Consider the following 13,617-nt stretch of genomic DNA (forward strand, 5'->3'; position numbering starts at 1 on the left):
CATGTTAGAACGAACGTTGCGTGTATTAGAATACAATAAAGTAAAAGAACAATTACTTGAACATACAGCATCTTCACTTGGTCGTGATAAAGTGAAGAATTTAGTGCCAAGCACAGATTTTGAAGAAATTGTGGAATTGCAAGAAACAACGGATGAGGCAGCGAAAGTCATCCGTTTAAAAGGACATGCACCACTTGGAGGGATTTCTGATATTCGTGCAAATATTAAGCGTGCGAAAATTGGAAGTATGTTAAGTCCTCATGAATTAATTGAAATCGCAAGTACGATGTACGGTAGTCGCCAAATGAAACGTTTCATTGACGATATGATTGACAACGGTGTTGAGCTTCCAATTTTAGAAACACATGTCGCACAAATTGTGTCTTTATATGATTTAGAAAAGAAGATTACAAATTGTATTGGTGACGGCGGTGAAGTAGTCGATAGCGCAAGTGACAAATTGCGTGGTATTCGTAATCAAATTCGTACTGCGGAAAGCCGTATTCGTGAGAAATTAGAAAACATGACGCGTTCTTCAAACGCGCAAAAAATGTTATCAGATGCAATTGTAACGATTCGTAACGAACGCTACGTAATCCCGGTAAAACAAGAATACCGCGGCGTATATGGTGGTATTGTTCACGATCAATCTGCTTCTGGACAAACATTATTTATCGAACCGCAAGTAATCGTGGAATTAAATAACGCACTTCAAGAAGCACGTGTGAAAGAAAAACAAGAAGTAGAACGCATTTTAATGATGTTAACGGAAGAAGTAGCAGTGGAAGCTGATATTGTTTTATCAAACGTAGAAGTAGTTGCAAATCTTGATTTTATTTTTGCGAAAGCTCTTTATGCGAAGCGAATTAAAGCGACGAAGCCAATCGTAAATAATGAACGCTACATGGATTTAAAACAAGCACGCCATCCGCTTATTGATCCGGAAATTATCGTGCCAAATAACATTATGCTTGGTAAAGACTTTACAACAATCGTTATTACAGGACCGAATACAGGTGGTAAAACAGTTACACTGAAAACAGTCGGTATTTGTGTCTTAATGGCGCAATCTGGTCTTCATATTCCAGTAATGGATGAATCAGAGATATGTGTATTTAAAAACATATTTGCTGATATCGGTGATGAGCAATCGATTGAACAAAATTTAAGTACATTCTCTTCTCATATGGTAAACATTGTAGATATTTTAGAAAAAGCTGATTTTGAAAGTTTAGTTCTATTTGATGAATTAGGTGCTGGGACAGATCCGCAAGAAGGGGCTGCACTAGCGATTTCTATTTTAGATGAAGTATGTAACCGTGGTGCTCGCGTTGTTGCAACGACGCATTACCCAGAATTAAAAGCATATGGATACAATCGTGAGCAAGTTATTAATGCGAGCGTTGAGTTCGATGTGAATACATTAAGCCCAACGTACAAATTATTAATCGGTGTACCAGGACGTAGTAACGCCTTTGAAATTTCGAAGCGTCTTGGTTTGTCTGATCGCGTTATTGATCGCGCTCGTAACCATATTAGTACAGATACGAACAAAATCGAAAATATGATTGCAAAGCTAGAAGAAAGCCAAAAAAATGCAGAGAGCGAACGAAAAGAAGCGGAAGAACATCGTAAGCAATCTGAAAAACTTCATCGTGAATTACAACGTCAAATTATTGAATTTAACGATGAGCGCGATGAAAAATTATTAAAAGCGCAAAAAGAAGGGGAAGAAAAAGTCGAAGCTGCAAAGCAAGAAGCAGAAGGCATTATTCAAGAACTTCGTCAATTGCGTAAAGCACAGCTTATAAACGTGAAAGACCATGAGCTTATTGAAGCGAAGAGCCGTCTAGAAGGTGCGGCGCCAGAGCTTGTGAAGAAACAAAAAGTAAACGTGAAAAACACAGCGCCAAAACAACAGTTACGATCAGGTGATGAAGTAAAAGTGTTAACGTTCGGTCAAAAAGGTCAATTGCTTGAAAAAGTAAGTGATACAGAGTGGAGCGTACAAATTGGTATTCTGAAGATGAAAGTGAAAGAATCCAATATGGAATACATTAATACACCGAAGCAAACTGAGAAAAAAGCAGTCGCAAGTGTGAAGGGTAGAGATTATCACGTGTCGTTAGAGCTAGACCTTCGCGGCGAACGTTATGAAGATGCAATGATGCGCGTTGAAAAATATTTAGACGATGCACAGCTTGCAAGCTATCCTCGTGTATCAATTATTCACGGTAAAGGAACAGGAGCGCTTCGCCAAGGTGTACAAGATTACTTGAAGAAACATCGCGGTGTGAAAACCTACCGCTACGGTGACATGGGCGAGGGAGGCCTAGGCGTAACAGTTGTCGAATTAAAATAGCAAACAACCAAACAAAAGGGGAAACCATTATATGTTTATGGACAAACTTGCAAAAGTATTGTTAGCTTGTTGCGGAATATTTTTGGTAATTGGGGTTATTTATTTAGTTGTTTTTGCGAAGTAAAGGAGCGTCAATCTTGGCATAATGATATTGCCATGGATTGACGCTTTTAATCTATAAGAAAAGGAACAAAACATGAAAATCAACCAATACATAAGCGAAGCAAAATCCTGCTCAAGACGTGAAACAGACCGTCTCATTAAAGCAGGACGTGCCTGTATTAACGGTGAAGTATGTACGCACGGTGCACTCGTTAATGAAGGTGATATTGTAACAATTGATGGGCAAGTTATTGCAAAAGAAGAGAAAGAAAAGGTGTATATTGCCTTCCATAAACCAGTCGGAATTACTTGTACAGCAGCCAAACATATTGAAGATAATATTATTGATTATATCGATTATCCAGAACGAATCTTTCCTGTTGGACGATTAGATAAAGCATCGGAAGGACTCATCTTATTAACGAATGACGGTGCGATTGCGAATCAAATTTTGCACGGTGATCATGAGCATGAGAAAGAATATGTTGTCGCTGTTGATAAGCCGTTTACAGATTGGTTTATTGATGAGATGTCCAGCGGTGTAAAGATTAAAGATGGAATGACGAAGCCATGTAAAGTGACGAGAGTTAATCAGTCTACATTCCGCATCGTTTTAACGCAAGGAATGAATAGGCAAATTCGTAGAATGAGTCGTGCTTTCGGATTTACTGTAACAAAGCTAAAGCGAGTACGCATTATGAATATAGAGCTAAATGAGCTTGAAGCTGGAAAATGGCGAGACATTACACCTAAGGAATTAGAAATATTAATAGGGCAGTTATAGGGAGGAAAGTTTTCTCCCTATATTTTTTTGTCAGAAAAAATAAAACTATTGATTTTTTAAAAAATAGCCCATATAATAAAAAACAACAAGTTTCGACAACATATTTTATAAAAGTAATGATGAGGACATGAGTTGTTTTTGACGATTCTCAGAGAGGGAAGCCTTAGGCTGTGAGCTTCCTAATACGGAAAGACAAACTTACCACCTCTAAACTTCAAGAGTGAACTGCAGATGCATTGTAATTCTTGGCGGATAAAACCGTTATCAATTTACACGAGCTATAAAATGAGCTTATTTCGTTATAAATTCATTTTATTAGAATAAGGGTGGAACCACGATTTCAACACTCGTCCCTTTGTTAGGGACGGGTGTTTTTTGCGTTCTTTTACGGGGAAGTATGCTTGAAAGAGGATATGTGACGGATTTTAATTCAGAATATTTTGTCAATAAAATAATTAGGAGGTAGTAGAAATGAAGTCATCTTTAAAGTTTTCTGAGATGTTTGCAATAAGCTTAATGTTATTTGCACTGTTTTTCGGTGCCGGTAATATGATTTTCCCACCAGCGTTAGGGCAAGGTGCTGGAACAGATGTATGGATCGCGTTATTTGGCTTTATCGTAACAGGTGTAGGACTGCCTTTATTAGGAGTTATTGTTATAGCTCTAAAGGGAGATATTAATGAATTAGCAGGACGTGTACATCCTGTATTCGCGCTAATTTTCATTACTGCAATTTATTTATGTTTAGGCGTATTTGTTAGTGTGCCACGTACAGGGACTGTTGCTTATGAAATGAGTGTTGCACCGTTTTTACCAAGTGAGATAGCTGGTCAATCGTATCCACTTGTTATCTTTACATTTATTTTCTTTGCAGTAACTTTCTATTTAGCATTAAACCCATCGAAATTAGTGGGGCGCATTGGTAAAGTGTTAACTCCAATTTTATTAGCTGTTATTGCAATTATTGTAGCGAAAGCAATTATGACTCCAATGGGGGAGTTTGGTGCCCCTACAGAAGCGTATAGTGCCCCGCTCTTTAAAGGTTTTATTGATGGATATTTAACTTTAGATGGACTTGCAGCACTTGTTTTCGGAAATGTTGTGATCAATGCTTTAAAAGCAAAAGGCATTACAAATAAGAACAGTATTGCAAAAGTAACAATCTTTGCAGGATTTATTGCAGCACTTGGCTTACTTCTTGTTTATTTAGCACTTGCTTACCTTGGAGCTTCTAGTGTTTCACTTGGAATGGGAGCAAACGGCGGAATTATTTTAACAAACGTCGTGAATCATTTATTTGGTAGCTACGGAACATTATTACTAGGGATCGCAATTACAGCAGCATGCTTAACAACTTCTGTCGGTATTGTTGCAGCTTGTGGAGAATATTTTTCTTCGTTATTACCAAAGCTTTCTTATCAAAAAGTCATTTTCATTTTCTCTTTATTAGCATTTATGGTAGCAAATCTTGGTTTAACTCAGTTAAACGCATTAGCATTACCAATCTTAATTGCAATTTACCCAATTGGTATCGTACTGATCGTATTATCACTTGTTGAAAACTATATTCGTCTTCCATTAGCTATGTATGTAGGCGGTATTGTAGGCGCATTTGCAATTAGCTTCTTTGATGGATTGCATAATGCCAATCTTCAAGTAGCGGCCCTTGCTCCTATTTTAGATAAAATTCCATTATATAGTGTAGGGATTGGTTGGTTAGTTCCGGGTATCATTGGAATTGCAATTGGATATGTAGTTTCTTTATTTCAAAAGCAAGAAATTGCTGTAGAAAAATAAGGGAAAGAGGCTTTCTTTAAAAGAAAGCCTCTTTTTTTGTAGAAAAATCATATATAGAAGAATTCAGATATTAAAAATTTTATACGTAATATAGTTGACAAAAAAATTACCAGTAGGCTAAGATTGACTTAGTTGTGGAAATATTGGAAGGGAAGAGGTTTTCTATGACTATATCATTTTTGTAAGAAGAGGTGATAAAACGATAGAATTAGGCGGTTTATTTTTTTTGAAATTCGTTGAGAATGATAATCAATAAAATGATGAAAGAGTTTTATGTTTATTCTTATAGGAAAAATTGGTGGGATTATTTTTTTGTCTATCAATGAGAATGATAATCAATACATTTCTAACTACATAGTGTTACTCATTATAAAATAGAGATAGAAAGATTATTTTTTTCTTATATATTGAGAATAATTATCATTTTCAAAAAGAAAAACAAGGAGGCAGTAAGGTAAATGAGAAAGTTTTCGGTATTACCCGCTTTTATTATGACATTCGTATGTATGCTAGCTTTTCTCGTAGTACCATTCGGACAAGCTTCGGCAAATGTAGCTGACGGTACTTACGATATTAACTATGTCATACAAAAAGCAGAAAATGATTCAGCTTCAATGGCAAATGATTATTTTGAAAAACCAGCTAAGTTAATTGTAAAAAATGGTGAGATGAGAGTACAAATTCCTATGAATCATAGTGCTTGGATTACAGAATTTAAAGCACCAGAGAACGGGAACTTTGTTGATGCAAAAGTTGTTAGTAAAGATGAATCTGCAGATAAAAGAACTGTAGAGTTTAAAATAGACGACTTATCTAAACCAGCAGCTGTAAAAATTCATGTTGTTGTACCGAACGTAAATTATGACCATAACTACACAATTCGCTTTGCGTTTGATGCAAATGTAAAAGCGGTAGGTGGAGAGAATAAGGCAACTGCTGCAACAAAAAATGAAGATCAAACTCAAAAAAATACACAAGTAAAAGAAGAAGTGAAGAAAGAAGAGAGCAAAGAAACAAACAAAGAAACAAACAAAGATGTAAATAAAGATGTAAATAAAGGAACAAATGAAAGTGGGAAAGCTGAAAAAACAGATAACCCAAAAACAAGTGATGAAGCACGTATCGGATTATTTGCAGCATTACTTCTTATTTCAGGTGTTTTCTTAATTCGTAAAGTACGTCAAAACTAAATAAAGGAGCGGTATTCTATTGAATAAATATCTTAAAATTGTTGTTGCGATGTTTTTAATGGTATTTACATTCGCATCAACATTACAACCCCTTGCAGTTCAAGCTGCTAGTCAACTAGCTGACGGTGAATATTCAATCGGTTTCAAAGTTCTTAAAGACACATCAGATGAAGAATCCATGATGAATCAATACTCTGTAAGTCCAGGAACTTTAAAAGTGAAGAATGGGAAAAAGAAAGTATCCTTTACGTTAGAACATAGTTCATGGATTACAAAGTTTGAAACGGAAAAAAGTGGTCAGTTTGTTGCGACAAATGTAATTAGTGAAGATCAAGAAAAAGATACAAGAGTCGTAGAATTCGATGTGGACGATGTAGAGAAGGTATTAAATGCGAAAGTAAAAGTAGACATTGATTTTTTAAATTATCATCATGACTATGATGTGCGTATTGCATTTGATCAAAATAGTATTACACCGATTCATGTAGAACAACCAAATGAAAAAGAGGACCCAGCTAATAAGCCAGATCCAAATGAAAATCCGGATCCGAGTCAGAAGCCCGACCAAAAGCCTGACCCAGATCAACAACCAAATTCTAACACAATTAAAGATGGAGAGTACAGCATTCCATTTAAAGTGTTAAAAGATCAAACAGATGAAGAATCTAAGATGAATACTTACATGGTAAATCCAGGGGTATTAAAAGTAGAAAACGGTAAGAAAAAAGCAATTGTAACGTTAAAAAATAGCTCATTAATTAAAAATTTCCAAACGGAAAAAGATGGCGCATTTGCTGATGCAAAAGTAGTGAGTGAAGATAAAGAAAAAGATACAAGAGTAGTAGAATTTGAAGTAGACGATTTATCTAAAAAACTAAATACAAAAGTATTTATTGAAGTGGCATCACAAGGTTACAAGCAAACACATAATGTACAACTTTTATTTGAACAAGATAAACTTGAACAAATTAAAAATGAAGAGAAACAACCGGAAGTAGAAAAACCAGATACTGAAACAATTAAAGATGGTGAGTACAGCGTTCCGTTTAAAGTGTTAAAAGATCAAACAGATGAAGAATCTAAGATGAATACTTACATGGTAAATCCAGGGGTATTAAAAGTAGAAAATGGTAAGAAAAAAGCAATTGTAACACTAAAAAGTAGCTCATTAATTAAAAATTTCCAAACGGAAAAAGATGGTGCGTTTGTTGATGCAAAAGTAGTGAGTGAAGATAAAGAAAAAGATACAAGAGTAGTAGAGTTTGAAGTAAACGATTTATCTAAAAAACTAAATACAAAAGTATTTATCGAAATGGCATCAAGAAACTATAAGCAAACACATGATGTGCAACTTTTATTTGAACAAGATAAGCTTGAACAAATTAAAAATGAAGAGAAACCAGAAGTAGAAAAACCAGAAGTAGAGAAACCAGAAGTAGAGAAACCAGAAGTAGAGAAACCAGAAGTAGAGAAACCAGAAGTAGAGAAACCAGAAGTAGAGAAACCAGAAGTAGAGAAACCAGAAGTAGAGAAACCAGAAGTAGAGAAACCAGAAGTAGAGAAACCAGAAGTAGAGAAACCAGAAGTAGAGAAACCAGAAGTAGAGAAACCAGAAGTAGAGAAACCAGAAGTAGAGAAGCCAGAAGTAGAGAAACCGGAAGTAGAAAAATCAGAAGTAGAAAAACCAGATGGAAACAAAAATCCAGATGCTGAAACAATTAAAGATGGTGAATACAGTATCAATTTCAAAGCTTTAAAAGATCAAACAGAAGAAATTTCAATGATGAACACGTATACAAAGAGTCCAGGCGTGTTAAAAGTGAAAGATGGTAAAAAATATGTATCATTCACATTAACGAATAGCGCTTGGATTACAAAGTTTGAATTTGATAAAAATGGTTCGTTTGTTGATGCGAGTGTATTGAGTGAAGATACGAAAGCTGATACGCGTGTAGTGGAAGTGGAAGTAGCAGATTTATCGAAAAAATTGAACGCAAAAGTAAAAGTCGATATCGATTCAATGAATTACCATCATTTCTATGATATTCAATTTGCATTTGATAAAGATAGCATTAAACCGTTAGATAACCAAGGCGGAAACGACAACCAAGGTGGAAACGACAACCAAGGCGGAAACGACAACCAAGGTGGAAACGACAACCAAGGCGGAAACGACAACCAAGGCGGAAATGATAACCAAGGTGGAAACAACAACCAAGGCGGAAACGACAACCAAGGCAATAATACAACAATTGATCCAAACGCTCTTAAAGACGGTGAATACAGCATTGGCTTTAAAGTATTAAAAGATCAAACAGATGAAATATCAATGATGAATACATACACAAAAAGCCCAGGTGTATTGAAAGTAAAAGATGGTAAGAAATATGTATCGTTTACATTAACAAATAGTACATGGATTACAAAGTTTGATTTTGAGAAAAATGGCTCGTTCGTTAATGCAAAAGTATTAAGTGAAAATAAAGAGCAAAATACAAGAGTAGTAGAAGTAGAAGTAAATGATTTGTCTAAAAAATTAAATGCAAAAGTAAAAGTAGATATTGATTCAATGAATTATCACCATTTCTACGATGTTCAATTTGTATTTGATCAAGATAGTATCAAAGCTTTAGGGAACCAAGGCGGAAACGACAACCAAGGCGGAAACGACAACCAAGGCGGAAATGATAACCAAGGTGGAAACGATAACCAAGGCGGAAACGACAACCAAGGCGGAAATGATAACCAAGGTGGAAACGATAACCAAGGCGGAAATAATACACCGAAAGTAATAGTTGATCCGAAAAATTTAGTAGATGGTCAATATGATATTACATTTAAAGTGTTAAAAAACAAAACAGAAGAACTTTCAAAGATGCATGACTATACTGTAAATCCAGCAAAATTAATCGTTAAAGATGGTAAAAAGTACATTGAGATGACGCTGAAAAATAGTGCGTGGATTACGAAATTCCAAACAGAAAACAATAGTCTTTTTGCTGATGCAAAAGTAGTAAGTGAAGATAAAAATGCAAATACGCGAGTAGTACAATTTGAAGTAGAAGATTTATTTAAAAAATTAAATGCAAAAGTGAAAGTAGACATTGATGAGATGAACTACCACCACTTCTACGATGTCCAAATTCAATTTGATACAAATAATATTGGTGCGTTAGGAACGATTAAAGAGGATCCAAAAAAAGATCCGAAAAATGATCCGAACAATCCAGTGATTACACCGAAAGTAGATAATGTAAAAAAAGTAGATAATCCTGATTTTAACCGAAATGCAGATGATAAGAAGAAAAAAGAAGATCAAAAAAATGATTCGAAAAAAGAGAAAAACTCAAAAACGGCAGATACAGCACAACTAGGTTTATACATGGTGCTATTGCTTGGGTCACTTGCTTTACTAGTTCGTAAATATAGAGCAGGTAGATTGTAATTTTTGGAGTCTTGATGCATGTTTGCATGCATCAAGACTTGTTTCATATTGTTTGGAAAGGAGTGGTGATTAAGAGTGAAGAAAATTGTAAGTGTACTAATGGCTATCATTTTATTAGTGAGTATAGCTGGATGCCAGGCGCCCAAAAAAGAAACAGCGAAGCAGGTAAAGAGTGAGGGTAAAGAGAGGATTGTCGCAACGACAGTTGCTGTTACTGAAATTATGGATGCGTTAGAAGTAGATTTAATTGGTGTACCAACAAGTACTAAAGATTTACCAAAGAGATATAAAGGTTTACCTGAAGTTGGGAATCCGATGAGTCCTGATATGGAAAAGGTAAAATCATTAAAGCCGTCAGAAGTATTATCAGTGACAACACTTGAATATGAATTAAAGCCAGTTTTTGATGGTGTAGGTATGAAAGCAAACTTTTTAGATCTAACAAGTTTAAAAAATATGCAAAATTCCATTAGTAATTTAGGTAAGCAATATGGACGTGAAAAGCAGGCTGAAGCAGTTGTAACTAAGTTAGATAACAAGGTTGCAGAGATTCAAAAAGCAGTAAAGGGAAAGAAAGAACCGACAGTGCTTATTTTATTAGGTGTACCGGGGAGTTATTTAGTAGCAACAGAGCATTCTTATATTGGAGATTTAGTGAAACAATTAGGTGGTAAAAACATTGTACAAGGTGAACAAGTAGAGTATTTAGCTTCTAATACAGAGTATTTAAAAAAAGCTGATCCAGACATTATTTTACGAGCGGCACATGGTATGCCTGATGAAGTTGTAAAAATGTTTGATAAAGAATTTAAAACAAATGATATTTGGAAACACTTCGCTGCAGTTAAAAATAATCGTGTTTACGATTTAGAAGAGCGTTTATTTGGAACGACAGGAAATTTAGCAGCGACTGAAGCGCTAGATGAATTGAAAAAAATGATGTATCCGTGATGCATTTTAATATAAAGGAAGATTAGCATGAATAAAAAATTTTGGAGTTTCTTTATTGTTACTGTATTACTCATCATTATGACTTTGTTGTCAGCGACGAAAGGTAGTTTAGAAGTAGGTATTATTGACCTTGTACAAGGAATATTTACAGGGGCAAATGAAGATGTTGAAGTGATTAAAGATTTACGTTTCCCACGTATTATTATTGCACTATTTACTGGAGCAGCTCTTGCTGTTTCGGGCGTGCTCTTCCAAGCTGTCATGAAAAATCCACTTGCTGATGCTGGGGTAATCGGGATATCTTCAGGAGCAAGTTTTATGACACTTGTTATTATTACGCTATTCCCGCAATTCTTTTTCTGGACGCCGGTATTCGCCTTTCTAGGTGGTGCGTTTGCATGTTATCTCGTTTATTCGTTTTCATGGAAATCAGGATTAAGTCCGCTTCGCATTATTTTAATTGGTATTGCCATTAATGCGATGTTCACTGGATTAAATGAATCGTTCATTACGATTTGTGGATACTTCATTAAGAGTATTAAGCAAACGACGACTTCTAATATAACGATGAAGACGTGGGGCGATGTAGAAATAATGGTTACTTATGGAACAATTGGTCTTATTCTTGCACTGTTTGTCGGAGCTTGGTGTAACTTACTATCTCTACAAGATAAGACTGCAAAAAACTTAGGCTTGCACGTGACGAGAGTTCGTCTTATTATTTCTGCCATTGCAGTACTCTTAGCGGCAGTATCAACAGCAATTGCAGGTGTTATCGCTTTCGTAGGATTACTCGTTCCGCACATTTCAAGACAACTAGTTGGTTCAGACCATAAAGCATTAATTCCATTTTCTGCTCTTGCAGGGGCGTTATTAATTTTGACGGCGGATACGATTGGAAGGTTAATTGTGCCACCTAACGAAATTCCAGCAGCGACGATTATGGCAGTTATTGGTGGCCCATTCTTAATATTCTTGCTTAGAAAGAGTGATAAAGTTCATGGAAATTAAAAATGTAACCTTTTCGTACGATAATGTAACGGATCGATTAAAGTCGGTTAGTAGTGAAATAGAGATTGGTAAAATTACAACAATTATTGGACCAAACGGTTGCGGGAAATCAACATTACTTGGTGTGATGTCAAGAAATCACGATCCTCGTAGTGGAGAGGTAATACTTGATGGGAAGGCAATTAGCCAATATAAACCGAAAGAGTTTGCTAGAAAGTTAGCCGTTGTCCATCAACAAAATGAAGCACCGGCAGATATGACGGTAGAGAAATTAACAAGCTTTGGCCGTATGCCTCATAAAAATATATTTTCTTCGCAAACTGATGAAGATAGAGAAGCAATAGAAAGGGCTTTAGCATGTACGAATTTGCTAAGTAAACGTGATAAGGAAATTCATGCTTTATCTGGTGGAGAAAGACAGCGTGTTTGGATTGCCATGACGTTAGCTCAGAAGACGCCAATGCTCTTTTTAGATGAACCGACAACATATTTAGATATTTATTATCAACTTGAAATATTAGAGTTAGTAAAAGAATTAAATGAAGCACAAGGATTGACAATCGTTATGGTATTACACGATATTAATCAGGCGATTCGCTATAGTGATCATATCATTGTTATGAAAGACGGCGAAATTGTTACAAAAGGCAAGCCGAATGATGTTGTGACAGAAAGTATGATAAAGACGATATACGGTGTAGATGTCGTTGTAAAGCAAGATGAAGATACAGGATTGTATATGGTCCCAATGGGTATTTAAACATGCGAACAATCCGTTTTGAGGTGATAATTTGAGTAGCAAAAAAGAAAGGAAGAAGAATTCTTTTTTTCAACGAATACTTACAGTTGTTTTTTTAGGTACCTTTTTCTATTCAGTATATGAATTAGGTGATATTTTCATGGATTACTATGAAAATCGTAAAGTAATGGCCGAAGCACAAAACATTTATGAAAAAAGTCCGATGGAAGAGCAATCACAAGACGGGGAAGTACGTAAACAGTTCAAAGTTCTGCAGCAAATTAACCAAGAAATAGTTGGATGGATTACGATGGATGATACACAAATTAATTATCCAATCGTTCAAGCAAAAGACAATGATTACTATTTATTTCGAAATTATAAAGGTGAAGATATGAGAGCAGGAAGCATTTTTATGGACTATCGTAATGATGTGAAATCTCAAAATCGAAATACTATTTTATATGGTCACCGTATGAAAGATGGTTCTATGTTTGGAAGTTTAAAGAAAATGTTGGATGAAGATTTCTTCATGTCGCATCGTAAATTATATTACGATACATTATTTGAAGGATATGATCTTGAAGTGTTTTCGGTGTATACAACAACAACTGATTTTTATTACATTGAAACGGATTTTAGTAGTGATACGGAATACACATCATTTTTGGAGAAAATTCAAGAAAAATCGCTGTACAAAACGGATACAAAAGTGACAGAAAGTGATCAAATCGTAACACTTTCGACGTGTGACTATGCACTTGATCCAGAAGCGGGAAGATTAGTAGTACATGCGAAACTAGTAAAAAGACATTAAATAAAAAAAGTATAGAATATGAGAAGTGGTAACACTCTTCATATTCTATACTTTTAAAAAAATATGCTTACTGTGCTGCAGCCATTGGCATACGTACAACTTTTACATCATAGTAAGCAATTTTATTATCAAGAATATAGTCTGGCATCCCGCCTTGATGTGAGTGAGCATCTTTAAATGCTGAGCTCTTTGTCCAACCTTGGAAATCTTCTTTTGCATTCCAGCGAGTGCTAATTGTTACTTCATCATAATCAACTGTATTTTGCGTTAAAAGAACTTCTAATCCTAAAAATCCTGACATTGTTTCGACTTTACCTACTTTATTAAAACGCTCAATTAATTTATGGCCATTTCCCTTTGTAATTTTAGTTGTATTTGTAACAATAATCATGTTTATTCCTCCTATAAATGTGTAGCCT

The 13,617-nt window shown here is 35.3% G+C and carries 10 protein-coding genes and 1 other annotated feature; of the genes, 9 read left to right on the plus strand and 1 reads right to left on the minus strand.

Annotated features, from left to right (window positions below):
• Window position 1: 1 nt before the first annotated feature.
• The 9 genes from MKX66_RS24495 to srtB all read left to right on the plus strand — a co-directional run bounded on the left by MKX66_RS24495 (window position 2) and on the right by srtB (window position 13,198).
• Window positions 2-2,362 carry an endonuclease MutS2 gene (locus MKX66_RS24495; protein WP_341087288.1) on the plus strand — a complete coding sequence of 787 codons (2,361 nt, stop codon included), beginning with the start codon at window positions 2-4 and terminating at the stop codon, window positions 2,360-2,362.
• A 196-nt stretch (window positions 2,363-2,558) separates the two neighbouring features.
• Entirely contained in the window at window positions 2,559-3,248 is a 690-nt protein-coding gene (locus MKX66_RS24500) for a 23S rRNA pseudouridine(2604) synthase RluF (RefSeq protein ID WP_215590238.1), read from the plus strand.
• Window positions 3,249-3,355: 107 nt separating this feature from the next.
• Window positions 3,356-3,606 (plus strand) — a binding site (T-box leader).
• Between the two features lie 113 nt (window positions 3,607-3,719).
• Window positions 3,720-5,045 (plus strand): branched-chain amino acid transport system II carrier protein BrnQ6, encoded by a 1,326-nt coding sequence (brnQ6, locus tag MKX66_RS24505; RefSeq protein WP_033709474.1) that lies wholly within the window; start codon window positions 3,720-3,722, stop codon window positions 5,043-5,045.
• A gap of 458 nt (window positions 5,046-5,503) precedes the next feature.
• Window positions 5,504-6,235 (plus strand): heme uptake protein IsdC, encoded by a 732-nt coding sequence (gene isdC / locus MKX66_RS24510; RefSeq protein WP_002034251.1) that lies wholly within the window; start codon window positions 5,504-5,506, stop codon window positions 6,233-6,235.
• Between the two features lie 19 nt (window positions 6,236-6,254).
• Entirely contained in the window at window positions 6,255-9,680 is a 3,426-nt protein-coding gene (locus MKX66_RS24515) for an NEAT domain-containing protein (protein ID WP_341087293.1), read from the plus strand.
• Between the two features lie 75 nt (window positions 9,681-9,755).
• Entirely contained in the window at window positions 9,756-10,631 is an 876-nt protein-coding gene (gene isdE / locus MKX66_RS24520) for a heme ABC transporter substrate-binding protein IsdE (protein ID WP_002143317.1), read from the plus strand.
• A 27-nt stretch (window positions 10,632-10,658) separates the two neighbouring features.
• Window positions 10,659-11,642 carry a FecCD family ABC transporter permease gene (locus MKX66_RS24525; RefSeq protein ID WP_002034255.1) on the plus strand — a complete coding sequence of 328 codons (984 nt, stop codon included), beginning with the start codon at window positions 10,659-10,661 and terminating at the stop codon, window positions 11,640-11,642.
• Window positions 11,632-12,402 carry an ABC transporter ATP-binding protein gene (locus tag MKX66_RS24530; RefSeq protein WP_002088890.1) on the plus strand — a complete coding sequence of 257 codons (771 nt, stop codon included), beginning with the start codon at window positions 11,632-11,634 and terminating at the stop codon, window positions 12,400-12,402. The genes MKX66_RS24525 and MKX66_RS24530 overlap by 11 nt, the downstream gene beginning before the upstream one ends.
• Window positions 12,403-12,433: 31 nt before the next feature.
• On the plus strand, window positions 12,434-13,198 hold the full coding sequence (gene srtB, locus MKX66_RS24535; RefSeq protein ID WP_002129321.1) for a class B sortase: 765 nt from the start codon (window positions 12,434-12,436) through the stop codon (window positions 13,196-13,198).
• A 67-nt stretch (window positions 13,199-13,265) separates the two neighbouring features.
• Here the strand turns inward: srtB and isdG are convergent, their stop codons facing one another.
• On the minus strand, window positions 13,266-13,589 hold the full coding sequence (gene isdG, locus MKX66_RS24540) for a heme oxygenase (protein ID WP_002015426.1): 324 nt from the start codon (window positions 13,587-13,589) through the stop codon (window positions 13,266-13,268).
• Window positions 13,590-13,617: the final 28 nt, after the last annotated feature.

This window comes from Bacillus sp. FSL R9-9530 (genome assembly GCF_038008145.1).
In the GTDB taxonomy this organism is placed as follows: Bacteria; Bacillota; Bacilli; order Bacillales; family Bacillaceae_G; genus Bacillus_A; species Bacillus_A mycoides.

Excerpts from the sequence above, each read along its gene's own strand:
- MKX66_RS24525 (WP_002034255.1), top strand. The coding sequence starts at position 10,659 with ATGAATAAAAAATTTTGGAGTTTCTTTATTGTTACTGTATTACTCATC.
- isdC (WP_002034251.1), top strand. The coding sequence starts at position 5,504 with ATGAGAAAGTTTTCGGTATTACCCGCTTTTATTATGACATTCGTATGT.
- isdG (WP_002015426.1), bottom strand. The coding sequence starts at position 13,589 with ATGATTATTGTTACAAATACAACTAAAATTACAAAGGGAAATGGCCAT.
- MKX66_RS24500 (WP_215590238.1), top strand. The coding sequence starts at position 2,559 with ATGAAAATCAACCAATACATAAGCGAAGCAAAATCCTGCTCAAGACGT.
- brnQ6 (WP_033709474.1), top strand. The coding sequence starts at position 3,720 with ATGAAGTCATCTTTAAAGTTTTCTGAGATGTTTGCAATAAGCTTAATG.
- MKX66_RS24530 (WP_002088890.1), top strand. The coding sequence starts at position 11,632 with ATGGAAATTAAAAATGTAACCTTTTCGTACGATAATGTAACGGATCGA.
- MKX66_RS24495 (WP_341087288.1), top strand. The coding sequence starts at position 2 with ATGTTAGAACGAACGTTGCGTGTATTAGAATACAATAAAGTAAAAGAA.